A 25,980-nucleotide genomic window follows, 5' to 3' on the forward strand; every position below is an offset into this window, starting at 1 on the left:
TGGCCGGTGACCGATGAACGCGGGCGACTGGCAGGGCCGCGACCTGGGCGAGCGCACCGTCGGCTACGACGAGCGGGACGCGATCCTGTACGCGCTCGCGGTCGGCGCCCGGGCCACCGACCTGGACCTGGTGTACGAGGAGCGGCTGCGGGTGCTGCCCACGTTCGCGCTCACCCGGGCGCAGTGGGCCCCCGACGCCCTCGGCGCGCTGGGCGCCTTCGACCCCCGCACCGCGGTGCACGGCGCGCAGCGGCTGCGGGTGCACGCCCCGCTGCCGAGGTCCGGCGAGCTGACGATGGCGGCGCGGGTCGCGGAGGTGTGGGACAAGGGCGCCGCCGCGGTCTTCGAGGTCGAGGTGGACAGCGACCACTTCACCGCCACCTGGGTGCTGTTCGCCCCCGGCCGCGGCGGCTTCGGCGGCGACCGGGGCCCGTCCGCCCCGAGGCGTCCGGCGGAGCGGCCCGGCCACGAGCTGCGGCTGGACACCTCGACCGAGCAGGCCGCGCTCTACCGTCTGCTCGGCGACCGGCACGCCATGCACATCGACCCTGCGGCGGCGAAGGAGACCGGGATGCCCCGCCCCTTCATGCACGGCCTGTGCACCCTGGCCGCGCTGACCCTGCCGCTGGCCGCGGCCGCGGGCGCCCACCCGGCCGACCTCGCCGAACTGGAAGGCAGGTTCGCCGCCCCGGTGTTCCCCGGCGACCGGCTCCGCACGGACGGTTGGGCCGACGGGGACGCGATCAGGTTCGAGGCCGCCGCGGACGGCGGCCCGGTGATCTCCGGCGGCCGGCTCCGCTTCCACCCGGCGGGTTCGCCGTAAATGGGGCGGGGCGGGTTCCCCGGCGGTCCGAGGGCGTCCCTCCGGCGTCGTGATCCATGGATGCGGGAAGGTTCCGGGGCGTCGGCCCGGCCGGCCGGGTGAAAGCCCGCGAACCCGTCAGGGCGAGCGGTTCCCGTCGTGCTCCGAGACCTGCCCCTGATCGAGGTGCGTCGCGACGTACCGGGCGGGAACCTCGCCCCCGCCGTGCACGGCGAGGTCGGCCCCGGTGACGTAGGACGCCAGGTCGCTCGCCAGGTAGAGGCAGGTGTTCGCCACGTCGTCGGGCACCGCCATCCGGCCCATCGGGATCAGCCCGGCGACGGCCGCGCCCCCGTCCGCGCCGTAGACGTGCGCCGCGGCCTCGGTGCGGATCAGCCCGACGGTGACGTGGTTGACCCGCACCCGGGGCGACCACTCCAGCGCCAGCGCCCGGGTGAGGGCCAGCAGCCCCGCCTTGGCGGCGGTGTACGCCGCGGTGCCCGGCTGCGGGTCGTGCGCGGAGACGCTGCCGATGTTGATGATCGAGCCGCCGGTCTCCTGCTCCTGCATCACCGCGTTGGCGGGCTGCGCCACGTAGAACGGGGCGAGCAGGTTCAGCGCCACGATCCGCTCCACGAACCGGGGCGAGACCGTTGCCGCGTCCGCGTCGGGCGAGCCGCCGGCGTTGTTGACGAGCACGTCCAGCCGGCCGAGCCGGTCGGCCGCCTCCGCCACCAACCCGGCCGCGGCCGTGGCGTCCCGGATGTCGGCCGGGACGAAGTGCGCCGTCCGCCCGCCGGCGGCGGGCAGGACCTGCGGCTCGTTGCGCCCGCCGACGGCCACCTCGGCCCCCGCGGCCAGGAACCGTTCGGCGATCACAAACCCGATGCCCTTGGTCCCACCGGTGATCAGCACCGCCCGGCCGCTGAAGTCCATCGCCGCGTTCCTCCCTGGAGCGGTTCGGTCAGACCCCTCGGAGGGTAGGGACGGGCGCCCCGTCGGCGGGCGGCGAGTACCGATCACCGGGATCGGGGCTCAGCCGCCCGCCGGGTCCGGCGGCCCGACCGCCAGTTCGGTGCGCAGCCCGAGGAAACGGCCCAGGCCGTCGGCCTCGCGGGCGAGCAGGTCGCTGATCTGGTCGGCGAGCGGGGCGAGCGGCCGCACGGTGATCTCCAGCCGGCCGGCGGTGCGCCGGGGCCGCCAGGTGGCCGCCACCCGCCCGTCGGCGAGCAGCACCGGACGGCTCGAATGGATCACCGGCCGGTAGGACGCGGGGGCCGCCCACGCCAGGGTGGACGCCCACCCCAGCAGGTACTCGTCCCAGATCGGCAGCAGCCGGACCACCGGCTCGGCGACCGGGTCCGCCGCGTCGGCACCGGCCGTCCACAGCCCCGGGGAGACCTCGGTGAGCTCCGCGGCGATCGCCCGCCAGCCGGTCTCGGCGTCCCGCAGCGGCAGCCCCGACCAGGCGGCCAGGTCGCGCGGCCCGGCGGGGGCGTGTGCGCGCAGGTAGCGGCGGGCCAGCTCGGCCAGGGCCCGCTCCCGGTCGGTCTCGACGGGGACGGGCGAGCCGAGCCAGTCGGCGGCGTGCACGTACGTCGGCCGGTTGGAGCGGTCGGGGCCGAAGACGAGCAACCCCGCCCGGGCCGCGAGCACCGCCAGATGCACGATCGCCTGCCCTTCGGCGGGCAGCCCCCCGGCGGCCAGCCGCTCGCCCAGTTCCGCCTTGGTCAGCGGGCCCTGCCCGGCCAGCGCCCGGTCCACCGCCCGCACGGCCTCGGCCTCGCCGATCCGGACGCCCAACTGCCCCAACCGCCGCAGCGAGTCCACAGGACCGGAGCGGATCAGCGGGAACAGCCACGGCAGGTCCGCGGCGGCGATCAGGTGGATGGTGCCGCGCGGCCCCCAGATCCGGACCACCGACCGCTCGTCGCGGGCGGCCCGGAGATCGGCGGCGGTGACCGCCGGCATCCGGGCGTGCAGGGCGATCGGGAACGCGGCGATGTCCTGCGCCTGCACGGCGAGCAGCCGCCGGACCGTCTCGGTGACGCCGCCCGATGCGGGGCGGTGCAGGAGCTGGGCGCGTACCCGGAGGGCGTGGGCGTCATCGGTCACCGGCCCAGGGTCCCAGCCCTCCGGCAGGTACCGATCACCGGGACGGGCGGGTGCGGTCCGGCATCCCCGGCGGCACCATGGCGGCACCGACCGGCGGCCAGGAGAGCTCATGACCACCAGCGACGCGTTGACGATCCCCGGCCTGCTGGAGCGGGCCGCCCGCGAGTTCCCGGACCTGGAGGCCGTGGTGGACGGCCCGGTCCGGCTGACCTACGCCGAACTGCACGACCGGGTCCGGGCGGCGGCGCGGTCCTTCGCCGCGCTCGGCGTCGCGCCCGGGGACCGGATCTCGATCTGGGCGCCGAACGGGCACCGGTGGGTGGTGACCGCGCTGGGCGCGGTCGGCGCCGGAGCGGCCCTGGTCCCGATCAACACCCGGTACAAGGGCGACGAGGCCCGCTGGGTGCTCGCCCGCGGCGGCGTGCGCGCCCTCTTCGTCGAGGACGGTTTCCTCGGCAACGACTACCTCGCCATGCTCGACGAGGGGGAGGGGCGCCCGCCGGCGCTGGAGACCGTGGTCGCCTACGACGACGCGGCCGTCCCCGGCACGACGGGCTGGGCGGACTTCCTCGCCACGGGCGAGCGCGTCCCCGCGGAGCGGGCCGCGGCCCGCTGGGCGGCGGTGACCCCCGGGGACGTCGCGGACGTGCTGTTCACCTCCGGCACCACCGGCCGCCCCAAGGGCGTGCTGTGCACCCACGAGCAGGACGTCCGGACCTTCGCGGCCTGGTGCGGCCGGACCGGCCTGTCCCGCGGCGACCGCTACCTGATCGTCAACCCGCTGTTCCACTCCTTCGGCTACAAGGCCGGGGTGCTCGCCTGCCTGCTCCAGGGGGCGACCATGGTGCTCCAGCGGGTGTTCGAGCCCGCCGAGACCATGCGCCTGGTGGAGGCCGAGCGGATCACCGTGCTGCCCGGCCCGCCCACCCTCTACACCTCGATGCTCGACGCCCCCGAACGCGCCCGGTTCGACCTGTCCTCGCTGCGCCTGGCGGTGACCGGCGCCGCCACCGTCCCCGTGGAACTGGTGCGCCGCACCCGGGCCGAACTGTTCCCGCAGGTGGTCACCGCCTACGGCCTCACCGAGTCCTGCGGCACGGTCACCTCCTGCTCGCTGGAGGACGACGACGAGACCGTGGCGACCACCTCCGGCCGCCCCATCGAGGGGGTCGAGGTCGCGGTGGTGGACGCCTGGGGCGACCCGGTCCCGGCGGGGGAGGACGGCGAGGTCCTGGTCCGCGGCTACAACGTGATGCTCGGCTACCTCGACGACCCGGCGGCCACGGCCGAGGCGGTCCGCGACGGCTGGCTGGTGACCGGAGACCGCGGCCGGCTCGACGCCCGCGGCAACCTGACCATCACCGGCCGCTCCAAGGACATGTACGTCGTCGGCGGCTTCAACGTCTACCCCGCCGAGGTCGAGGACACCCTCGCCCGGCACGATTCGGTCGCCGAAGCGGCCGTCATCGGCGTCCCCGACCCCCGGCTGGGCGAGGTCGGCCGCGCGTACGTGGTGCTGCACCCGGACACGAAGGCGACGGTCGAGACACTGATCGAGCACTGCCGCGCCCGCCTGGCGAACTTCAAGGTCCCCCGCGAGGTCGTCTTCGTGGAGGGTCTGCCGAGGAACGCCATGGGCAAGGTCCAGAAGACCGAGCTCCCGTCCCGCTGACCCGTGCGCGGGCGGGCTGGTTCAGGAGGTGGGGGTGGGTTTTTCGGCGGCGGACTTCATGCTCTTGGGGTCCATGCCGGCCAGGGAGTCGGTGGAGGTCTCGGCGTTGTGGGCGTGGGCGAGGTGGTGCAGGCCGAAGACCGCGTCCATGCCGGTCTGCATGCCCTGGAGGTCCTCGGCCTGGTTGACGGCCTTCTTGGTGAGGGCGAGGCCCATCCGCGGCATGGTCGCGATGCGCTCGGCCAGCGCCAGGGTCTCGGTCTCCAGGTCGGCGCGCGGGACCACCCGGTTGATCATGCCGACCTGGTAGGCGCGTTCGGCGGGCATCCGGTCGCCGGTGTAGAGGAACTCCTTGGCGATCCGCGGGGGCATCGCCCAGGGGTGGGCGAAGTACTCCACGCCGGGGATGCCCATCCGGACCACCGGGTCGGCGAAGAAGGCGTCGTCGGAGGCGACGATCAGGTCGCAGATCCAGGCGAGCATCAGCCCGCCGGCGATGCACGCGCCCTGCACCATCGCGACCATCGGCTTGGGGACCTCCCGCCACCGCCGGCACATGCCCAGGTACACCTCGGACTCGCGGGCGAAGCGGCTCTCGGCGCCGGCCTTGCCCACGTGGTCCCACCACAGGCCGGCCCTGCGGTCGAAGGAGATGTCGGCGTCCCGGCCGGGGGTGCCGATGTCGTGCCCGGCGGAGAAGTGCTTGCCGGCGCCGGCCAGCACGATCACCTTGACCTCGTCGTCGGCCGCGGCCCGGTAGAAGGCCTCGTCCAGTGCGTAGGTCATCGCGGAGTTCTGCGCGTTGCGGTACTCCGGGCGGTTCATGGTGACCACCGCCACGGGCCCGCGCCGCTCGTACTGCACCACGCTCATGGGGACTCCTCTTTTTCTAACAAGTGTTTGGTAGGGTAACCCACCCGCGCGCCGCCGGGAAGGCGCCGGGCCGGGGAATGGGCGCCCCTCTATGCTGGTTAGATAGTTGAAATTTCCACTACTTGCCAGGGGGACGACACATGCAGTTCGGGGTCTTCACGGTCGGGGACGTCACCCCCGACCCGACGAACGGCCGCACGCCGACCGAGGCCGAGCGCATCAAGGCGATGGTGACGATCGCGCTGAAGGCCGAGGAGGTGGGCCTGGACGTCTTCGCCACCGGCGAGCACCACAACCCGCCGTTCGTGCCGTCCTCACCGACCACCATGCTCGGGTACATCGCGGCCCGCACGGAACGGCTCGTCCTGAGCACCGCCACCACGCTGATCACCACCAACGACCCGGTGAAGATCGCCGAGGACTACGCGATGCTGCAACACCTGGCCGACGGCCGGGTGGACCTGATGATGGGCCGCGGCAACACCGGACCCGTCTACCCCTGGTTCGGGCAGGACATCCGCAACGGCATCCCCCTCGCCGTCGAGAACTACGCCCTGCTGCACCGGCTGTGGCGCGAGGACGTCGTGGATTGGGAAGGCCGTTTCCGCACCCCGCTCCAGTCCTTCACCGCCACACCCCGCCCCCTGGACGGCATCCCGCCGTTCGTCTGGCACGGCTCCATCCGCAGCCCCGAAATCGCCGAACAGGCCGCCTACTACGGCGACGGGTTCTTCGCGAACCACATCTTCTGGCCCAAAGAGCACTTCATGCGCCTGATCGAGCTGTATCGCCGGCGCTTCGAGCACTACGGGCACGGCTCGGCCGACCAGGCGATCGTCGGCCTGGGCGGGCAGGTGTTCATGCGGAAGAACTCCCAGGACGCGGTCAAGGAGTTCCGCCCCTACTTCGACAACGCCCCGGTGTACGGGGGCGGCCCGTCGCTGGAGGAGTTCACCGAGCAGACCCCGCTCACCGTCGGCAGCCCGCAGCAGGTGATCGACAAGACCCTCACCTTCCGCCAGCACTTCGGCGACTACCAGCGGCAGCTCTTCCTGATGGACCACGCCGGCCTGCCCCTCAAGACCGTCCTGGAACAGCTCGACATCCTCGGCGAGGAGGTGATCCCGGTGCTGCGCAAGGAGTTCGCCGCGCTGCGCCCGGCCCACGTCCCCGAGGCCCCCACCCACGCCTCCCTGCGCGCCGCCCGCGCCGGGTAGCGGTCAGCCCCCGTAACGGAAGCAGAGCAGCTCGTCCGGGGTGTCCACGAGGAGGTACCCGGTCCCGGCCGGCCACAGACCGAGCACCTCACCGGGCACCTGGAGCGGGTCCGCCCGCCGCCAGGTGGCGACGTCCCAGGTCCACAGGCCGCCCAGGGCGTCACCGGAGACCACGACGCTCCGGCCGCCGAACTCGGCGGCGCACAGCGCGGTGACCGCGGCCGGGTGCCCCGGCACGGGGTCGCCGATCGCGTCGCCCGCGGCGAGGTCCAGCCGGTGCAGCGTCCCGTCGGCGGCCCCGGTCACCTGGACCAGCCGCCCCGCCGCGACGACCACGGCGGCGGGTGACCCGACCGGGGCCTCGGTCACGGGAGCGCCCGCCCAGCCCTCGGCCGGGACGAGGGCCGGGCGGACCGGATCCCACAGCCATCGCGAACCGTCCCTGCGGCGCAGCGCCGCCAGCGCCCGGCCGCCGACCCCGACCGGCCGGACCTCGACATAGTGGTCACGGCCCGGCGAGGGGAGGGCGGTGCCGGTGCGGAGTTCGCGGGCCACGCCACGGGACGACGCGTTCGTCGTCACCACCGTGTACCAGCCGGGGCCCTCCAGCACCGCCACCGACGGGAGCCGGCGGGCCGGGCCCCACCACCACAGGCGTTCCCGGCCCTCCGGATCGGCCGTCAGCAGCCGTTCCCGGCTCGGGTCCGCCGCGAGCAGGCGGGTCGCTCCCACATCGCTCACCAGCGGCGCGGCGACCTCGGCCCCGGAGGTGAGATCCCACAGTCGGAGGGCGCCGCGCCCGTCGGTCCCGGCGACGGCCGACCGGTCGCCGGCCTCGTGCACGGCCAGGCTCCGCAGCGGCGAACCGGTCTGCAGCCCGGCCCCCTGCGAGGCTCCGGTGACCGGATCCCAGAACCGGATCATCGCGTCCTCGCCCGCGGTGATCGCGAGGACGCGGTCGCCCACCCGGGCGATCGCCGCGGCGGTCACCGGCCCGGCATGGCCGGCGATCGGCTCGCCGAGCGGGATCAGAGTGAACAGGTTCCACAGCCGCACCGACCCGTCGGACTCACCGGTGACCGCGACGGAGCGGTCGTCGAGGACGCCGGTCGCCAGTGCGGTGGGCTGGCCGAGGACGTTCCCGTAACCGTTCAGCCGGTCGGGGACCGCCGGGTCCCACCATCCGGCGAGCCCGGATCCGGCGACGACGATCGCCGGGCAGCCCCGGACCCGCCCGATCGCGACCTGGGTGAACGGGATACCAGGTGAGAAGGAGGCCAGCCGTTCCCCCGTCCGGACGTCGGTCAGCCGGAGCAGGCCGCCCACCGCGGCGGCCATGACCGGGCGCCCCCGGAGGTCGCCGAGCGCGATCGCGGCGGCCCCTCCGTTCCGGGGCTCCGCCAGCGGGACGGCCGTCAACTCCGCGGCCGGGACGGCTCCGGACGACGGCCGGTCCACGGTCCACACCGGCCGCCATGGCAGCGGCGGCCCGTGCGGTGGAGCGGCGACCCGCTCGGCGAGTACGGACTGCCCGGCCCGGGCCAGCGCCAGCGCCAGCGCCTCGCGGCGCGCGGGCGGATCGGCCGCGTCCACCGTCTCGACGAGATCCCGGAAGCGGGTGGCGGCCGGCAGGTCTGCGCCGGCCAGCAGGGCTTGCAGGCCGGGGTCGGCGTGGATGAGGAACTCCGCGTCGTCCAGGAGGGTTTCCGGTGTTCCCGCGGAGATCGCGTGCTCGATCGCGTGCCGCCGCAGGTAGGGCTCGGCCAGATCCCAGCGGTGACCGCCGCCCGCGGCGCCCAGGGGCGCGAGCAAAGCGGCGAGCAGCGCCGCCTCGGCGTCCCGCCGGGACGTCCCGGCCTCGCGCCGGTCGCGCAGGTGCTCGGCGAGCCCCGCGTGGAACAGCCGGTACAGGGTGGTGCCGTCGGTGTCGGTCGAGCGGCGCAGGTAGAAACGGGCGGCGTCCAGCGCGGCGGCGACCTGCCCCCGGGTGGGGGCGTCCCCGCCGGAGACGGGGACGCAGCGGGCGGCCAGCGCGGCGGGCATCCCCTCCCCGCGGGCGTAGGCGAGGGCGGTGAGCAGCGGGCGCAGCCACCGGGTGTCGGTGCGGCCGGTGAGGTCCAGCTCGAACACCCCGGGCAGGGTGCGGGGCACCTCGCGGCCGAGTTCGGCGGCGCGTTCCGGGGACGGCATCGGGTCCCCGGCGGCGGTGGTGACGTGGTGGGTGTACAGCCCCGCCACCAGGAACTCGCCCCACCGCTCCTCCCCGGCCGGCACGGGGGCGCCCAGGGTCCGGGCGACCTCGGTGGCGAACGCCCCGCGGACCCCGCCCCGGTCGCGGTAGTCCGGGTGCGGGCGCAGCAGCTTCTGGACGTAGTCCTCCAACTCGCCGGTGAGCACGGTCCGGTCCACCCCGTCGAGGTCGAGCAGGCCGCCCGCCCGCTCCGCCTCGCGCAGCAGTTCCTCGAACCCCCAGCGGCGGGTGCCGACGAGCAGCCGGCAGGCGGGCTCCCCGTCCGGGCGGACCGCGCGGGCCAGGGGGAGCAGCAGGGCGTCCATCACCTCGGCGGGGCCGATCGCCTCGTCGAGCGCGTCGAGCACGACGACCGGCGGCCGGTCCTGTGCCGCGACGCCCGCGACCAGCGCCGCCGGCTCGGCGTCCAGGCCGAGCTGGCGGGCCAGGGAGGCGGCGATCTCGGCGAGGTCCCGCTGCCGGGCGTGGACGGCGGCCAGGTGCTCGATCGGCCACGGTGCCATCTCCACGTGCCGCCACACCCCTTCGGTGGGGGCGCGCAGCCGGGGGTGCGCGGCGCACACCAGCACGCCCAGCAGCGCCGACTTGCCCACCCCCGGGCTGCCGGTCACCATCCGGATCGCGCCGGGTTCGAAGCCGTGCATCCAGGGGACCAGGCTCCGCAGCTCGTCGCGGCGCCCGCTGAAGCACCCCAGGGCCGCCTGGTCGCCCAACCGGCGGTGGCCCACCGCGCGCTCGTAGAAGTGGGCGGCGTCCAGCGCCTCGTCGACGTCGTCGAGGAAGGGGCCGACCCCCGTGTCCACCTCCGCTCGGGCCCGGCGGGCGGGGTTCGGCGCGTAGCCGGGGTTACGGAAGAACGGCTGCTCGGGGAGGTCGGAGGTGAGGTCGATCAGGCTGCCGGTGACCTGCTGCGGGTCCCCGTCGGACTCCTCGCCCAGCCGCTTGACCTCCTGCCCGATGGTGCGGGCGATCGTGGTGAAGGGCGCGTGCTCCAGCGACGGGTCGATGTCGAGCGTGCCCGCCGCCAGCGCCCCGAGCACGTCGGCCGCCGCCCGGGTCAGCCGCCCGTCGAAGGCCGCCCGGTCGGGCGCGCACGCCGCGATCACCCAGGCCCGGGCCCCGCCCGCCGCCACCCGGGCCTGCCAGGGCAGCCGGGCGGCGGTACCCGCGTAGCACAGGTCCAGGAGGAACAGGGTCGGTGTCCGCGCGCCGTCCTGCACCGACACCAGCCAGTCCTCCACCTGGGCGAGGCGGTGGGTCTGGCCGTCGGCGCCCACGACGTAGAGCTTGCCGGTCTCGTTCGAGCGCTCGCCGTGCGCGATCACGTGCACGACCAGTACTTCGCCGGGCGCCGCCGCGTCGATGTGCTCGTGCACCGCCGTGCCCAGCGCCGCGGCGGACGGCTCGGCCTCCGGGGCCGGGGCGCACTCGTACCCCAGGCCGGTCAGCGCGGTGCGCAGCCGGTCCGCCAGTTCCGCCGCATAGGGGAGTTCCCGGCCGGGATCGGGGGCGGAGCCCACCCCGACGCAGAGCGCCCGGCCGACGCCGGGCGGGGCACCGGGCTCCGGCGCCGGCACGGGGGCGGACCGCACGGTCGCCGGGTTCTCCCAGTCCGAGCGGTTCGGCGCGGGCCGGTCGGGAATCGCCGCCGGGCCGGTGGGGGCGTCCGGCGAGGCCGGCTCCGCGGCCGGGACACCCCGGGTCCCCGCGACGATTTCGAGTATCAGATTCTCGGTGACCAGGTCCGGGGAGTCCGGGCCGGGCGCGGTGGACCGGGCCCGCTGGACGGTCGCGAGGGCCGTGTCGAGCAGGGCGAAGGCCGACCCCGGCAGGTTGCGGTCGGCGAACCGGGCGGCGGCGGTCAGCGCGTCGTCGGTGATCGAGATCCCGTGGTGCTCCTCGTACCGGGGGCGGGCGGCGCGCAGCATCTCCGCGACCAGCGTGGGGTCGGGCGGCGCGACCTTGACCACGAAGAACCGGGAGTCGAGACCGGTGCTCACCCGGAGCCGTTCGTACGCGGCCGGCGTGGTGGCCCGGACGAGCCGTACCCGGGCGTCGTCCAGCAGTCGCCGGAGGCCCGGATCGTCGGGCGGGTCCTCGTCGCCGGGGTGCTCGATCTCGTCCTCGATGAAGAGCCGGAGTATTTTGCTGGGGCGGAGACCGGCGACGATGCGGTGGACGTCGTCCCACCGCCCGGCCCCGGGAGCAGCCTCTCCGGCCGCGAACCGGTACACCCCGCCTGACACCCGGCCGGCGGCGATCTGGTGTGCCAGCCCCTCGACCACCGCGGTCCGTCCGGTGCCGCGCTCGCCGACCAGGATGATGGGGGCACCCGCCTGGAGGACGAGCTGATCGATCTCGTCGTGCCGTCCGATGACGGGCCAGAGCCGCCCCTCCCGGGCGGCCTGGACGAGGTCACCCGTCGGCCGGGCGGGCGGCCCGGCCGGGGCTGTCCAGTCGGGAACGTGCTCGGGCCGGTGCCAATACATCATGCTGTGGGTTCGCGAGCGGATCCGGTCGAGGTCGGTGCCCAGTCGCACCAGGATCTGGGCGGCCACGCCCTCGCCCTCGCGGACCAGTCCCAGCAGCAGATGCACGGGTTCGACGTGGCCGTGGCCGAGCCGTTGCGCTTCCGACTGTGACAGTTCCACCAGCTTCTTGGCCCGGGGAGTGAACGAGAGGTGTCCCGTGGGCGCCTGCTGCCCCAGGCCGATGATCTCTTTGACCTGCCGGCGCACGGCCTCCAGGCCGATGTCCAGGCTCTCCAGGGCCCTGGCCGCGACCCCCTCGCCCTCGCGGATCAGGCCCAGGAGGATGTGTTCGGTGCCGACGTAGTTGTGCTGGAGAGCCCTGGCCTCCTCCTGGGCCAGGGCGGACACGTGCAGCGCACGGTCGGTGAACCGCCCGGCGGGATCCGCCGCCGGTGCGGGCGGCGGGAAGACGGCGGTGGGCGCCGTCCTGGTCGTCGTGCCACCGGCGTGCGCGGAGGATTCCGACGGCCTGCCCACCGCGGCCGGCTCCCCGCCCTGGTGATCGTGGAGTAGCCGGACGACCTGCTGGCGGACCCGGTCGAGGCCGGCGCCCAGCTTCACCAGGATCTGGGCGGCCACGCCCTCGCCCTCGCGGACCAGGCCCAGCAGGACGTGCTCGGTGCCGATGCGGTCGTGGCCGAGCAGCTGTGCCTCGTGCACGGAGAGCTCCAGCACCTTCTTGGCCCGGGGAGTGAACGGGATGTGTCCCGTGGGCGCCTGCTGCCCCGGGCCGATGATCTCTTCGATCTGCCGGCGCACGGCCTCCAGGCTGATGTCCAGGCTCTCCAGGGCCCTGGCCGCGACCCCCTCGCCCTCGCGGATCAGGCCCAGGAGGACGTGCTCGGTGCCGATGTAGTCGTGATTGAAAGGCCTGGCCTCCTCCTGGGCCAGGACGACGGCGCGCCGCGCGCGGTCGGTGAACCGCTCGAAGGGGACTGCGGCCGAGCGGCCCGTCGCCCCGGTCGCCTGCTTGCCGGAGATCAGACGCATCACCTGCTGCCGGACCTGGTCGAGCCGGAAGCCCAGGTTCGCCAGGATCTGTACGGCGCCGCCCTCGCCCTCGCGGAGCAACCCCAGCAGGATGTGCTCGGTGCCGATGTAGTTGTGGCCGAGCAACTGTGCCTCGCGCGGGGAGAGCTCCAGCACCTTCTTGGCCCGGGGAGTGAACGGGATGTGTCCCGAGGCCTTCTGCCGGTCTTGGCCGCCGACCTGCGCGACCTGCCGGCGCACGGTCTCCAGGTCGATGCCCAGGCTTCCCAGGGCGGTGGCCGCGATTCCCTCGCCCTCGCGGATCAGCCCCAGCAGGAGGTGTTCGGTGCCCATGAGCCCGTGGCCGAGCGCCTTGGTTTCCTCCTGGGTCAGGGAGACCACGCGCCGTGCGCGGTCGGTGAACCTCTCGAACACGTCGCCACCCGAGAAAGTCAGGAGAAACAGAACGCCCCACCGACACGGTAGCCGCGATCACCGCCCGCGGTGCCGGCTCGCCGCCGGATGCGCGCACAATTACTCACACGGCGGTGGAATGGCTTTTCTGCCGCACGAAATCCGAATTCCGGGGGATTTCAAACCGGAATAACGGCGCCTCCCGAACGCGGCGTTCTCACGGCCGGTGCAGCAGGGCGCGGACGCGGTCGGCGGCCTCGGCGACCGGGACGGTGACGGTCTCGCGGGTGGCGCGGTCGGTGAGCTCGACCGTGCCGGCGGCCAGGCCGCGCCGGCTGACGGTGACGCGGCAGGGGATGCCGACGAGCTCGGCGTCCTTGAACTTGGCGCCGGGGCGCTCGTCACGGTCGTCCAGCAGGACGTCCACGCCGCCGGCGGCCAGCCCGGCGTAGAGCTCCTCGGCGGTGCCGCGGACCTGGTCGTCGTCGGCGTTGAGCAGCACCACCACCGCCTCGAACGGGGCGACGGCGACCGGCCAGACGATGCCGGCGTCGTCGTGGTGCGTCTCGACGATCGCGGCCATCGCGCGCTCGACGCCGATGCCGTAGCTGCCCATGATCGGGGCGACTTCGGCGCCGTCCGGGCCGAGCACCCGCACCCCCAGGGCCTCGGTGTACCGGGTGCCGAGCTTGAAGATGTGCCCGACTTCGACGGCGCGCACCACCTCCAGCGGGGTGCCGCAGCACGGGCAGGGCTCGCCCGCCGTCACCTCGCGCAGGTCCGCCCACCGGCCGACGGCGATGTCGCGGGCGACGTCCACCCCGCGCAGGTGCACGCCGTCGGTGTTGGCGCCCGTTGTCATGGCGTGGCGGTCGCGCAGCGCCTCGTCGGCCAGCACGGGCAGGCCGGTGACGCCGACCGCGCCGAGGCTGCCGGGGCGCGCGCCGAGCGCTTCGACGATCTCCTCGGGGTGCGCCGGACGCGCCGCGACGGCCCCGGTGGCGTCGGTGAGCTTCTGCTCGACCAGGGCGTGGTCGCCGCGCATCAGCACCAGCGTGAGCCGGCCGTCCACCACGTACACCAGGGTCTTGATCTGCCGGTCGGCGGGCACCCCGTGCTGGACGGCCAGTTCCTCGATGGTGCGGGCGTCGGGGGTGTCGAACCGTTCGGGGGCGGGCAGCCCCGGCCCGTCCTCGACCGGCGCGAGGCGGGCGGTCGCCTTCTCCACGTTGGCCGCGTAGTCGCCGGCAGGGCAGCGGACCACCAGGTCCTCGCCGGCGTCCGTCGGGCACATGAACTCCACCGACGCGCTGCCGCCCATGCTGCCGCTGGACGCCTGCACCGCGACCACCGGGACGCCGAGCCGGGCGAAGATCCGCTCGTAGGCCGCGCGGTGCAGCTCGAACGACCGGTCCAGCCCCTCCGGGGCGAGGTCGAAGCTGTAGGAGTCCTTCATGGTGAACTCCCGGACCCGCAGCAGCCCGGACTTCGGCCGGGGCTCGTCCCGGAACTTGGTCTGGAACTGGTACCACAGCTGCGGCAGCCGCCGGTAGGAGCCGAGTTCCCGGGCCAGCGTCGCGAAGATCTCCTCGTGGGTCATGCCCAGGGCGAGGTCGGCGCCCCGGCGGTCCCTGAGCCGGAACATCTCCTCGCCCATGACCTCCCAGCGGCCGCTGCGCCGCCAGATCTCCGCCGGGTGCAGGGCGGGCAGGCTGAACTCCTGCGCCCCGATCCGGGTCATCTCCTCCCGGATCACCTCGATCACCCGCGCCCGCACCCGGACGGCCAGTGGCAGCAGCGAGTAGTGCCCGGCCATCAGCTGCCGGACGAACCCGGCCCGGACCAGCAGCCGGTGGCTGGCCGCGTCCGCGTCGGCGGGGTCCTCGCGCAGCGTCGGCGCGTACAACTGGGACCAGCGCATGGGCGGTGACCTCGCATGTCGTGGGGCGGCAACAGAGTGAGCAGTTTAGGGCGCCGGCAGCGAGCGCCCGGCACGGGTGCGCGACAATGCGTGGAATGGAACTGAAAGAGGCGTTGCGCACCACCGGAGCCGTCCGGGAGTTCACCGGCGAACCCGTGGCCGACGAGGTGCTGTACGAGATCCTGGACACCGCCCGGTTCGCCCCCAGCGGCGGCAACCGGCAGGGCTGGCGGGCGATCGTCGTCCGGGATCCGGGGCTGCGCCGGGAACTGCGCGATTTGTATTTGCCGGGCTGGTACGACTACCTGGCGATGGGCCGGGCGGGGCTGGTCCCCTGGGCGCCGCTCACCGACCGGGAGGCCGAGCGCGCGGCGCTGGCGGGCGCCCCCGCGATCGCGGCCGCGGCCGACGGGACGGGTTTCGCCGAACGGCTGCACGAGGTGCCCGCGCTGGTGGTCGTGCTGGCCGACCTGCGCGCCCTCGCCGCGGTGGACCGGGACCACGACCGCTACACCCTCGTCGGCGGCGCCTCGATCTACCCGTTCGTGTGGAGCCTCCTGCTGGCCGCCCACGACGCGGGGCTGGGCGGGGTGATGACGACCATGCTCGTGCAGCGGGAGAAGGAAGTGCGCACCCTGCTGGGCGTGCCGGACGAGTTCGCCGTCGGCGCGGTGGTGGCCCTCGGCCATCCCGTCCGGCGCCCCACCCGGCTCAGGCGGTCCGAGGTGGCGGAGTTCGCGACGGTCGACCGCTTCGACGGGCCGGCCGTCGCGCCCTGAGCGCCCGCCTCGCCGGGGGCCGCCGCCAATCCACGGCCGGTCCGGAAACGGGCCCTAGACTCCCGGCATGAACCTCACGGACGCTGCGCGCATGCTGCTCACCGAGTCGGCTGCGCACCCGGAGTTGCTACGGGACGCGCGGCTGGCCTACGACGAGTTCGCCGGCGGCCGCCAGGTGCCGCACACGCTGCTCTCCCGGATGCTGGGCGAGGCGGGCCGCAAGGGTGTCTTCCCGGCGCTCCGTGAGCGGCACGGCGAGCGTGCGGTCAACGACATGATCACGGTCCTGGCCCGCGAGATCGACCGGCAGGCCCCGGTCGCCCCCCGGGCGCGCTGAGGCCCGCCCGGCCCCCGATCAGGAGGACTTCTCCCGCCGCCCCACCCCGCACCCGCCGGACCGGACTCCGGGACGACAGATGACGTCCCGGAGTCCGGGAAGGGGGGATGCATGGAGTTCATGCCGTCCCCCGCCGGGGCGGCCGAGCAGGTCGCCCGGCAGGCGATCGACGCCGCCCGCTGGGCTCCGTCGGTGCTCAACACCCAGCCGTGGTGGTTCGGCCTGCACGGCGCGCGGATCAGCCTGCACGAGGACATCGAGCGGCGGATGCCGGTGGCCGATCCGACCGGCCGGGAGGCGGTGATCAGCTGTGGGGCCGCGCTGCTCACGCTGCGCGTGGCCCTGTGCCGGCTGGGCCGTACGCCCGAGGTGGACCTGCTGCCCGACCCCGACCGGCCGGCGCTGCTCGCCGATGTGTCGCCGGGCCGCCCGTGCCGGTCGGAGGAGGACACCGACCGGATGTACGAGCAGATCCGGCTGCGGCGCTCCCACCGGGGCGGCTTCCGCGCCCCGCTCGGCCCGCCGGACCTGCCGGACCGCCTCCGGGTGGAGGCCCGGCAGGAAGGCGCGGTGCTCCTGCTGGTCGCCGACTCCCACACCCGGGACGCGCTGGCCGCGCTGACCCAGGCCGCCGAGCACGTCCAGCGGCTGGACCCCCGGTACGTCGCGGAGGCGGCCCTGCGATCGTACGGTCCGCCCGGCCCGGCCGGGCCCGAGAACGTCGAGCCGTACTTCCCGGGCCGAGGCCGGAGCGCCGTGCCCGGGACCGGCACGGCCGAACTCGGCACCGTGGCGCTCGTCGTCACCGAGGGAGACGCCCGCGCCGACTGGCTGCGGGCGGGGCAGGCACTGCAGCGGGTGCTGCTGCGCGCCGCCGTGGCGGGGGTGTCGGCCGCGTTCCACACCCAGCCGCTGGAGGTCCCGGAGCTGCGGGAGTTCGTCCGGACCAGGTTCTGCGCCGGCCGGTATCCCCAGGTGCTCCTGCGGCTGGGGGTGGCCGACCGGCCGCCGCCCGGCACCCGCCGCCCGGCCGAGGAGGTCGTGGCACCGGAACCCTGACCGGTGATTGTCCGCCCCCGTCCCGGGAAGGGCGGCAACGGTCCCGTCCACCAGCGCGAGGGAATCCCGTCATGACACAGACCGTCACTCCCGCCGGCCGGCCCACCGGCGAGGAGGAACTCCAGGTGCTCGACGCCTACTGGCGGGCCGCCAACTACCTGTCCGTGGGCCAGATCTACCTGCGGGCCAACCCGCTGCTGCACGAGCCGCTGCGCCCGGAGCACGTCAAGCCCCGGCTGCTGGGCCACTGGGGCACGTCCCCCGGGCTGAACTTCTGCTACGCGCACCTGAACCGGGTGATCACGGCGCGGGACCAGGACATGATCTACATCATGGGGCCCGGGCACGGCGGCCCGGCCGCGGTGGCCAACGCCTGGCTGGAGGGCACCTACAGCGAGATCTACCCGCACGTCTCCCAGGACACCGCGGGCATGGCCCGGCTGTTCCGGCAGTTCTCCTACCCGGGCGGGATCCCCAGCCACGTCGCGCCGGAGACGCCCGGCTCGATCCACGAGGGCGGCGAGCTCGGCTACGCCCTGACGCACGCCTACGGGGCGGCCTTCGACAACCCCGACCTGGTGGTGGCCTGCATCGTCGGCGACGGCGAGGCCGAGACCGGGCCGCTGGCCGCGAGCTGGCACTCCAACAAGTTCCTCGACCCGGTCTCCGACGGGGCGGTGCTGCCGATCCTGCACCTGAACGGGTACAAGATCGCCAGCGCCACCGTGCTGGCCCGGATCCCCGAGCACGAGCTGATCTCGCTGCTGGAGGGGTACGGGCACCGGCCCTACCTGGTCGGCGGGGACGACCCCGCCAAGATGCACCGGGCGATGGCGGCCGCCCTCGATGCGGCCTTCGACGACATCGAGGGCATCCAGGCGGCGGCCCGCACCGGCGGCACGACCACGGACCGGCCCCGCTGGCCGATGATCGTCCTGCGCACGCCCAAGGGCTGGACGGGCCCCCGGGAGGTCGACGGCGTGCCGGTGGAGGGCACCTGGCGGTCGCACCAGGTGCCGCTGCCAGGGGTCCGTGACGACCCCGCCCACCTGGAGCAGCTGGCGGGCTGGCTGCGCTCGTACCGGCCGGAGGAACTGTTCGACCCCGGCGGCCGTCCGGTCGCCGAGCTGCGGGCCCTGGCGCCGCAGGGCGACCGGCGGATGAGCGCCAACCCGCACGCCAACGGCGGCGTGCTGCTGCGCGAACTGATCCTGCCGGACTTCCGCGACTTCGGGATCGAGGTCGAGCGGCCGGGCACCACGTCCACCTCGCCCACCCGGGCGCTCGGCGCGTACCTGCGCGAGGTCGTCCGGGCCAACCCGCACAACTTCCGGATCATGGGGCCGGACGAGACCGCCTCCAACCGGCTGGACGCGGTGTTCGAGGTCACCGACCGGGTGCTGCGGGCCAGGCTGCTGGACACCGACGAGCACCTGGCGCCCGCCGGCAGGGTGATGGAGGTGCTCAGCGAGCACCTGTGCGAGGGCTGGCTGGAGGGGTACCTGCTGACCGGCCGGCACGGCCTGTTCAACAGCTACGAGGCGTTCGTCCACATCGTGGACAGCATGTTCAACCAGCACGCCAAGTGGCTGAAGGTCACCCGGCACCTGCCCTGGCGGCGGCCCATCGCCTCGCTGAACTACCTGCTCAGCTCGCACGTCTGGCGGCAGGACCACAACGGTTTCACCCATCAGGACCCCGGCTTCCTGGACGTGGTCATGAACAAGAAGCCGGAGATCGTCCGGGTCTATCTGCCGCCGGACGCCAACACCCTGCTGTCGGTGGGCGACCACTGCCTGCGCTCCCGGGACTACATCAACGTGGTCGTCGCTGGCAAGCAGCCCGCGCTGAACTGGCTGCCGATGCCCGAAGCGGTCCTGCACTGCACCCGGGGCATCGGGATCTGGGAGTGGGCGAGCACCGACGGCGGCGCCGACCCCGACGTGGTGCTCGCCTGCGCCGGTGACGTCCCGACCCTGGAGACGCTGGCCGCCGCCGACCTGCTCCGGCAGTACTTCCCCGAACTGCGCGTCCGGGTGATCAACGTGGTGGACCTGATGCGGCTGCAACCCGACACCGAGCACCCGCACGGCCTCACCGACCCGGAGTTCGACGCGCTGTTCACCACCGACCGGCCGGTCATCTTCGCCTTCCACGGCTACCCGTACCTGATCCACCGGCTCGCCTACCGGCGGAACAACCACGCGAACCTGCACGTGCGCGGGTACCAGGAGGAGGGCACCACCACCACGCCCTTCGACATGGTGATGCTCAACAACCTGGACCGTTTCCATCTGGTGATGGACGTCATCGACCGGGTTCCGGGGCTGGGCGGCCGGGTCGCCCACGTCCGGCAGCGGATGGCCGACTCCCGGGTCGCCCACCGCGCCTACACCCGCGAGCACGGCGAGGACTCCCCGGAGATCCGCGACTGGGTCTGGCCGCACCACTAGCCGGTACGACGCCCGCCCGCCGGGAAGGGACGCTGTGGGGGCTTCGGGGACTTCGTCGGGGAGGCGGAAGATGGCCCGGTACTCGCACGTACTGGTCGGCTACGACGGCGCCGAGGAGAGCGAGCGGGCGCTGCGCTGGGCCGCCGAGGAGGCGGCGCTGCGGCGGCTCGCGCTGTCCGTCTGCCACGCCTGGCACCGGCCGGTCCGAATCGGCCCGCTGCATGCCGACGTCACCGAGATCTCCGAGCGGATGGGCCGGCACGTCCTGGAACACGGGATCTACCTCGCCGAGGAGGTCGCCCCCCGGTTGCAGGTGTGCGGCCGGCTGCTGACCGGGCCGGCGTCCTCGGCGCTGCTGCACTGCGCCGGGGACGCCGCGCTCATCGTGATCGGGCTGCACGGCCCGGAGGAGCTTCCGCTGGGCGCGACCGCCCTCCAGGTGGCCTCGCGCGCGGACCGGCCGGTCGTCGGCATCCGGCCCGGGCGGGCGCCGGCCGAGGGGCGGGCGGTGGTCGGCGTGGACGGCTCGGCGGGCGGTCACGCCGCGCTGGCGTTCGCCTTCGAGGAGGCGATGCTGCGGGGCTGGGCGGTGCAGGCGGTGCACGGCGCCTGGGAGCCGGCGTTGACGGCGGGGGAGTCCGAACTGTCCCGGTACGCCGACGCCGATCTCGTGGAACGGGAGGCGGGCGCCCGGTTGCAGCGCGCGGTGGCGCCCTGGCGGGAGAAGTACCCGCAGATCGAGGTCTGGACGTCGCTGTGGCTGAAGGACCCGCGCCGGGCGCTGCTGGAGGCGGCGGAGGGCGCCGACATGGTGGTGGTCGGCGCCCGGGGGGCCGGCGATGTGCGCCCGCTGCTGCTCGGCTCGACCAGCCAGACCGTGCTCCAGCACGCCCCCTGCCCGGTCACGATCGTCCATCGCTGAGGCGGGTGCTTCCTTGCTCGCGGTAATCGCCTGGTTCATTCATGCATTTCTCAAGCTATGGTCTGGTTTGTCATGGTGATGCAGGTCATGTCCCTCGTGAAGGGGTGATGCGTGTTTTGATGGGCCGCATGGCGAATCCGGCGATCCTGACCGTCGATGACGATCCGGCCGTCTCCCGGGCGGTGGCCCGGGACGTGCGGCGCCGGTACGGCGACCGGTACCGGGTGGTCCGGGCCGAATCCGGCCGGGCGGCTCTGGAGGCGCTGCGCGAGATCAAGCTGCGCGGCGAGCGCGTCGCCCTGCTGCTGGCCGACCACCGGATGCCGGAGATGAACGGCATCGAGTTCCTCGAAGCCGCGATGGACCTGTTCCCGGCAGCCCGCAGGGTCCTGCTCACCGCGTACGCCGACACCGGCGCGGCCATCGACGCGATCAACCTCGTCGACCTCGACCACTACCTGCTCAAGCCGTGGAACCCGCCGGAGGAGAACCTCTACCCGGTGCTCGACGCGCTGCTGGAGGCCTGGCTCGCCGCCCCCGACCCGGCGGTGGGCGAGACCCGGGTGGTCGGGCACCGCTGGTCCGCGCCGTCCTTCAAGACCCGTGACTTCCTGGCCCGGAACCTGGTGCCCTACCGCTGGCTGACCACCGACGAGCCGGAGGGCCGCCGGCTGCTCGCCGCCGCCGGGGTCGGCCCCGACGACGTGCCGCTGGTCGTCACGCCCGACGGGAAGTCGCTGGTCAAGCCGTCCGCGGCCGAACTGGCCCAGCACGTCGGGCTGATCACCTCTCCCGCGGCCGACTTCTACGACGTAGTGATCGTCGGGGCGGGGCCCGCCGGGCTGGGCGCGGCGGTCTACGCGGCGTCCGAAGGGCTGCGCACGGTGCTCGTGGAGCAGCGGGCCACCGGCGGGCAGGCCGGCCAGAGCAGCCGGATCGAGAACTACCTGGGCTTCCCCGACGGGGTCTCGGGGGCGCAACTCGCCGAGCGCGCCCGCCGGCAGTCCCTGAAGTTCGGCGCCGAACTGATCACCGCCCGCGAGGTCGTCGAGCTGGAACCCGCCGGGTCGGCCCGGCTGCTGCGGTTCTCCGACGGCACGTCCGTCTCCTCGCACTCCGTGGTGCTGGCCACCGGCGTCTCCTACCGCAAGCTCACCGCGCCCGGCCTGGCGGAGCTGACCGGGCGCGGCGTGTTCTACGGCTCGGCGGCCACCGAGGCGCCGTCCTGCGCGGACCAGGAGGTGTACATCGTGGGCGGCGCCAACTCCGCCGGGCAGGCGGCGGTCTACTTCTCCCGGTACGCCCGGCGGGTCCACCTGCTGGTCCGCGGCGACGGGCTGACCCACTCGATGTCGCAGTACCTGATCGACCAGATCGAAGACATCGAGACCATCGAGGTGCACCCGCACACCGTGGTGGCGGGGGCCGCCGGGGACACCCACCTGCGCGAGCTGACCCTGTGCGACTCCCGGACGGGCCAGGCCCACACGGTCGAGACCTCCTGGCTGTTCGTCTTCATCGGCGCCGAGCCGCGGACCGACTGGCTCCACCCGGTGGTCACCCGGGACCCGCGCGGCTTCGTCGTCACCGGCTCCGACCTGCTCGTCGAGGGGCGGCGCCCGGCCGGCTGGTCGTTGCCCCGCGACCCGTACCACCTGGAGAGCAGCGTGCCCGGGGTCTTCGCGGCCGGCGACGTGCGCGCCGCCTCGATGAAACGGGTCGCCTCCGCCGTGGGCGAGGGCGCGATGGCGGTCTCGCTCGTGCACCGCTACCTGGAGGCCCAGTGACCGACGACCGGCTGACCCCCGACGAACTGCGCACCCTCTTCCTGTTCGAGTCGCTCGACGACGACCAGCTCGCCCTGCTGGCCGAGCACGGCCGGGTGACGAACATCCCCGCCAAGACCGACGTCTTCACCGTCGGTGAGCCGGCGACCTGCTTCTACGTCCTGCTGAGCGGCACGATCTCACTGAGCATCCGGGTGCGCGGCACCGACGTCGAGACCGTCCGTACCGACCATCGCGGCGTCTACGCGGGCCTGACCGAGGGGTACTTCGCCGGCGGCGACCTCCAGGACCCGCAGCGCTACCCCAACACGCTGCGCGCGGTCACCGACGTGGAGATGTACGAGCTGCCCGCCGACCTGGTCGGCGAGTCGATCCGCACCTGGTTCCCGATGGCCACCCACCTGCTGGAGGGCCTGTACCTCAACATGCGCAACAACCAGGCGCTGGCGGGCGAGCGGGAGCGGCTGGTCGCGCTGGGCCAGTTGTCGGCCGGGCTGACCCACGAGCTGAACAACCCGGCCGCCGCCGCCGTCCGGGCCACCTCGGTGCTGCGCGAGCGGGTCGCCGGGATGCGCCACAAGCTCGCCATGATCGCGGACGGCCGGCTGGACGGCCGCCAGCTGCACCGACTGGTGGAACTGCAGGACGAGGCCGTTAAGCGGACCGCCGGCACCGAGCGGCTGTCGGCGCTGGCCGCCTCCGACGCCGAGGACGAGATCGCCGACTGGCTCGACGACCACGGCGTCACCGGTGGCTGGGAGATCGCCCCCACCCTGGTCGCCGGCGGCGTCGACGTGTCCTGGCTGGCGGGGATCGGCGAGGCGGTGCGCGAGGAGGACCTGGAACCCGCCGTCCGGTGGCTCACCTACACGATCGACACCGAGCTGCTGATGACCGAGATCGACGACGCGGTGACCCGGATCTCCAGCCTGGTCATGGCGGCCAAGCAGTACTCCCAGCTCGGCCGGGCCCCGCACCAGACCATCGACGTGCACGACCTGCTCGACGCCACGCTGACCATGTTCCAGGGGAAGATCCCCACCGGGGTGCGGACGGTCCGGGAGTACGACCGGACGCTGCCGCCGGTCCCGGCGTACGCCGCCGAGCTCAACCAGGTGTGGACCAACCTGATCGACAACGCGCTGGGCGCGATGGGCCCCGAGGGGACCCTGACGCTGCGCACCGGGCGGGACGGCGACATGCTCACGGTGGAGGTGGCCGACACCGGGCCGGGCATCGCCCCGGAGATCCGGTCACGCATCTTCGAGCCCTTCTTCACCACCAAGCCGGTCGGGGAGGGTACCGGGCTGGGGCTGGACATCTCCTACCGGATCGTGGTGAAGAAGCATCACGGCGACATCCGGGTGCGTTCGGCGCCCGGCGCCACCGCGTTCTGCGTCCTGCTGCCGCTCGCCGCGGCCCCCGCCCCCTGACCGGCGGCTTCGCGTTCCGCCGGATGAGAGAGCTCTCATCCGGCGCGCGTTCCTTCGGCGGCCCGCGCCGCCTACGGTGGGGGGATGATCCCCCGCCTGTCCGCGCTCGGCCTGATCGGCGCGGTGTTCGCCGCCGCGGTCGCCACGGCCGGGCTGGTGTGGGCGGCGCGCTCCGAACCCCCTTCGCTGGGCCCGTCCGTCGTGGTGTCCGGACCGCCAGGGCCCGTCGGTGACCCCACCGCCGCGCCGACCGGCCCGCCCTCGGCCCGGCCCACCCCGTCCGGGCCGCCCTCCGCCCCGGCGGGACCGGTCCGGCCGCCGCCGCCCCGGGAGGGCGGGGACGATGACGACGGCGGGGACGACGGGGGCGACGATGGCGATGACGACTGAGCGCGCCCGTTGAGCGCACGGGCCCGGATCGTCGGCTGGGTGATGCTCGTGGCGACGCTGGCGCTGTCGGTCTCCGGGGTGGCGACCTGGTCGATCCTGCTCGCCCGGCTGGAGGACCGGGTCAACGCGGAGCTGGCGAACGAGACCGAGAAGCTGCGCGCCTACGCCACCCGCGGCCCCGGCCGGTTCGCACCGACCGTGGCGGACCTGCTCACCGGCTATCTCGAGGTCACCGTCCCCGACGGCAACGAGACGTACTTCTCCCTGGTGGACGGGCGGGCGGCCCGGCGCAGCGGGGTGGAGCCGCCGGCCCGGCTGGACGACGACCGGGCGCTGGTGGCCCGGCTCGCCGTGGCCCGGACGCCCGTTGCGGGCTGGACCGACAGCGCCGTGGGCCGGGTGCGGTACGCGGTCGTCCCGGTCCGGGTCACCGGTGACTCCCGGCGCGGCGCGCTGGTCGTCGCGGTCTTCTACGACCGGCAGCGCGACGAGGTCGATGACGCGATCATGGTGCTGGCCGGGACGGCTTTCCTGGCCCTGTGCGTGGCGGGGCTGGCGGGCTGGCTGGTCGCCGGCCGGGTGCTGGCCCCCGTCCGGCTGGTGCGGCTGACGGCCGAGCGGATCGGCGGCTCCTCGGACCTGTCCCGGCGGCTGGCCGTCACCGGCGACGACGACATCGCGGCGCTGGCCGGCACCTTCAACCGGATGCTCGACCGGCTGGACCGGGCCTTCACCTCCCAGCGCCAGTTCCTCGACGACGTCGGCCACGAGCTGCGCACGCCGATCACCGTGGTCCGGGGGCATCTGGAGCTGATGGGCGACGCCGACCGGGAGGAGACGCTCGCCCTGGTCACCGACGAGCTCGACCGGATGAAGCGGATGGTCGACGACCTGATGCTGCTGGCCCGGTCCGGGCAGCCGGGGTTCCTGGCCCTGGGGCAGGTCGTCCTGGCCGACCTCACCGTGGACGTCCTCGCCAAGGCACGGGCGCTGGGGGAGCGGACCTGGCGGCTGGACGAGGTGGCCGAGGGCGTCGTCGTCGCCGACGGGCAGCGGCTCACCCAGGCGCTGATGCAGCTCATCGCCAACGCCGTCCGGCACACCGGCGCCGGGGACGTGATCGCGGTGGGCTCGGCCGTCCGCGCCGGCGAGGTGGTGCTGTGGGTCCGCGACGGCGGGCCCGGCGTCCCGGCGGCCGAACGGGAACGGATCTTCGACCGGTTCGCCCGGGGCGACACGGCCGGTGCCGGGCTCGGGCTGGCCATCGTCGGCTCCATCGCCGAGGCGCACGGCGGCCGGGCCGCGGTGCGCGACGCCCCGGGCGGCGGGGCGCTGTTCGAACTCTTCCTGCGGGTGCCCTGGAGGGCGGAGTGAACCGGATCCTGATCGCCGAGGACGAGACGCGGATCGCCTCCTTCCTGGACAAGGGGCTGCGCCGGCACGGCTTCGTGACGACGGTGGCGGCCGATGGGGCGCTGGCCTACGAGCTGGCCCGGACGGGGGAGTTCGACCTGCTGGTGCTCGACCTGGGGCTGCCCGTCCGCGACGGGTTCACGGTGTTGCGGCAGTTGCGCGAGGCACGGGTGACGATGCCTGTGATCATCCTCACCGCCCGCGACAGCGTCGCCGACACCGTCGCCGGGCTGGAGGGCGGCGCCGACGACTACATCGCCAAGCCGTTCGCGTTCGAGGAACTGCTGGCCCGGGTGCGGCTGCGGCTGCGCCCGGAGCGGGTGCCCGAGGCGACCGTGCTGAAGGTCGGTGACCTCTCGCTGGACCTGCGCACCCGGCGGGCCCGGGTGCGCGACCGGACGGTGGACCTGTCGGCCCGGGAGTTCGCGCTGGCCGAGTTTTTTTGCCGGAACCCCGACCGCGTCCTCACCCGCGAGCAACTGCTCGGCCACGTGTGGGGGTTCGACTTCGACCCGGGCTCCAACGTGGTGGACGTGTACGTGCGCTACCTGCGCCGCAAGCTCGGCGCCGCCCGGATCGAGACGGTACGCGGCACCGGCTACCGGATGCGGGCCTGATATCCGGAAATGCCGGATGTGAGCC

At 74.2% G+C, this 25,980-nt stretch carries 18 protein-coding genes and 1 pseudogene; 13 read left to right on the forward strand and 6 right to left on the reverse strand.

Annotated features, from left to right (window positions below; genetic code table 11):
• Positions 1 to 13: 13 nt before the first annotated feature.
• Positions 14 to 823: a MaoC/PaaZ C-terminal domain-containing protein gene (locus tag DPM19_RS20135; RefSeq protein WP_111869506.1), complete on the forward strand. Its 810-nt coding sequence runs from the start codon at positions 14 to 16 to the stop codon at positions 821 to 823.
• 117 nt (positions 824 to 940) lie between these two features.
• Here DPM19_RS20135 and DPM19_RS20140 read toward each other — a convergent pair whose 3' ends face one another.
• The gene (locus DPM19_RS20140) at positions 941 to 1,738 is read right to left on the reverse strand and encodes an SDR family oxidoreductase (RefSeq protein ID WP_111869507.1); all 798 of its coding nucleotides are present in this window, start codon (positions 1,736 to 1,738) and stop codon (positions 941 to 943) included.
• Between the two features lie 99 nt (positions 1,739 to 1,837).
• Positions 1,838 to 2,917, reverse strand: coding sequence for a winged helix DNA-binding domain-containing protein (locus DPM19_RS20145; RefSeq protein ID WP_158566838.1), 1,080 nt, complete (start codon positions 2,915 to 2,917; stop codon positions 1,838 to 1,840).
• A 109-nt stretch (positions 2,918 to 3,026) separates the two neighbouring features.
• Between DPM19_RS20145 and DPM19_RS20150 the strand changes: the two genes are divergently transcribed.
• Complete coding sequence (locus tag DPM19_RS20150; RefSeq protein ID WP_111869509.1) at positions 3,027 to 4,589, forward strand: FadD3 family acyl-CoA ligase; 1,563 nt, start codon at positions 3,027 to 3,029, stop codon at positions 4,587 to 4,589.
• 21 nt (positions 4,590 to 4,610) lie between these two features.
• Here the strand turns inward: DPM19_RS20150 and DPM19_RS20155 are convergent, their stop codons facing one another.
• Positions 4,611 to 5,462, reverse strand: a complete 852-nt coding sequence (locus tag DPM19_RS20155; protein ID WP_111869510.1) for an enoyl-CoA hydratase — start codon at positions 5,460 to 5,462, stop codon at positions 4,611 to 4,613.
• Positions 5,463 to 5,602: 140 nt separating this feature from the next.
• On the opposite strand from DPM19_RS20155, the gene DPM19_RS20160 reads away from it, so the two are divergent.
• A complete protein-coding gene (locus tag DPM19_RS20160) occupies positions 5,603 to 6,679 on the forward strand; it encodes an LLM class flavin-dependent oxidoreductase (RefSeq protein ID WP_111869511.1) in 1,077 nt (358 codons plus the stop codon).
• A 3-nt stretch (positions 6,680 to 6,682) separates the two neighbouring features.
• Here the strand turns inward: DPM19_RS20160 and DPM19_RS37115 are convergent, their stop codons facing one another.
• From DPM19_RS37115 to DPM19_RS20170, 3 genes and pseudogenes are all read right to left on the reverse strand, one after another.
• A complete protein-coding gene (locus tag DPM19_RS37115) occupies positions 6,683 to 11,938 on the reverse strand; it encodes a Clp protease N-terminal domain-containing protein (protein WP_456049249.1) in 5,256 nt (1,751 codons plus the stop codon).
• Positions 11,915 to 12,865 (reverse strand): annotated as a pseudogene (locus DPM19_RS37120) (Clp protease N-terminal domain-containing protein); the annotation flags it as partial. The gene DPM19_RS37115 and the pseudogene DPM19_RS37120, both read right to left, overlap by 24 nt.
• A gap of 196 nt (positions 12,866 to 13,061) precedes the next feature.
• Complete coding sequence (locus DPM19_RS20170) at positions 13,062 to 14,765, reverse strand: proline--tRNA ligase (protein WP_111869513.1); 1,704 nt, start codon at positions 14,763 to 14,765, stop codon at positions 13,062 to 13,064.
• Positions 14,766 to 14,860: 95 nt separating this feature from the next.
• Between DPM19_RS20170 and DPM19_RS20175 the strand changes: the two genes are divergently transcribed.
• The 10 genes from DPM19_RS20175 (at position 14,861) to DPM19_RS20220 (ending at position 25,955) form a co-directional block, all read left to right on the forward strand.
• Complete coding sequence (locus DPM19_RS20175; protein ID WP_111869514.1) at positions 14,861 to 15,544, forward strand: nitroreductase family protein; 684 nt, start codon at positions 14,861 to 14,863, stop codon at positions 15,542 to 15,544.
• Positions 15,545 to 15,611: 67 nt separating this feature from the next.
• Entirely contained in the window at positions 15,612 to 15,881 is a 270-nt protein-coding gene (locus DPM19_RS20180) for a hypothetical protein (RefSeq protein ID WP_146778925.1), read from the forward strand.
• Positions 15,882 to 15,992: 111 nt separating this feature from the next.
• Positions 15,993 to 16,940, forward strand: a complete 948-nt coding sequence (locus DPM19_RS20185) for an Acg family FMN-binding oxidoreductase (RefSeq protein ID WP_233510519.1) — start codon at positions 15,993 to 15,995, stop codon at positions 16,938 to 16,940.
• 71 nt (positions 16,941 to 17,011) lie between these two features.
• Positions 17,012 to 19,393, forward strand: a complete 2,382-nt coding sequence (locus DPM19_RS20190) for a phosphoketolase family protein (RefSeq protein WP_111869516.1) — start codon at positions 17,012 to 17,014, stop codon at positions 19,391 to 19,393.
• Between the two features lie 70 nt (positions 19,394 to 19,463).
• Positions 19,464 to 20,315: a universal stress protein gene (locus DPM19_RS20195; RefSeq protein ID WP_111869517.1), complete on the forward strand. Its 852-nt coding sequence runs from the start codon at positions 19,464 to 19,466 to the stop codon at positions 20,313 to 20,315.
• Between the two features lie 128 nt (positions 20,316 to 20,443).
• Complete coding sequence (locus tag DPM19_RS36970; RefSeq protein WP_111869658.1) at positions 20,444 to 22,102, forward strand: FAD-dependent oxidoreductase; 1,659 nt, start codon at positions 20,444 to 20,446, stop codon at positions 22,100 to 22,102.
• On the forward strand, positions 22,099 to 23,535 hold the full coding sequence (locus DPM19_RS20205) for an ATP-binding protein (protein WP_199485189.1): 1,437 nt from the start codon (positions 22,099 to 22,101) through the stop codon (positions 23,533 to 23,535). Before DPM19_RS36970 ends, DPM19_RS20205 begins: the two co-directional genes overlap by 4 nt.
• Positions 23,536 to 23,619: 84 nt before the next feature.
• Positions 23,620 to 23,925 carry a hypothetical protein gene (locus tag DPM19_RS20210; protein ID WP_111869518.1) on the forward strand — a complete coding sequence of 102 codons (306 nt, stop codon included), beginning with the start codon at positions 23,620 to 23,622 and terminating at the stop codon, positions 23,923 to 23,925.
• A gap of 9 nt (positions 23,926 to 23,934) precedes the next feature.
• A complete protein-coding gene (locus DPM19_RS20215; protein ID WP_199485190.1) occupies positions 23,935 to 25,299 on the forward strand; it encodes a sensor histidine kinase in 1,365 nt (454 codons plus the stop codon).
• Positions 25,296 to 25,955: a response regulator transcription factor gene (locus DPM19_RS20220; protein ID WP_111869519.1), complete on the forward strand. Its 660-nt coding sequence runs from the start codon at positions 25,296 to 25,298 to the stop codon at positions 25,953 to 25,955. The genes DPM19_RS20215 and DPM19_RS20220 overlap by 4 nt, the downstream gene beginning before the upstream one ends.
• Positions 25,956 to 25,980 lie beyond the last annotated feature (25 nt).

It is taken from the genome of Actinomadura craniellae (genome assembly GCF_003289645.1).
In the GTDB taxonomy this organism is placed as follows: domain Bacteria; phylum Actinomycetota; class Actinomycetes; order Streptosporangiales; family Streptosporangiaceae; genus Actinomadura_D; species Actinomadura_D craniellae.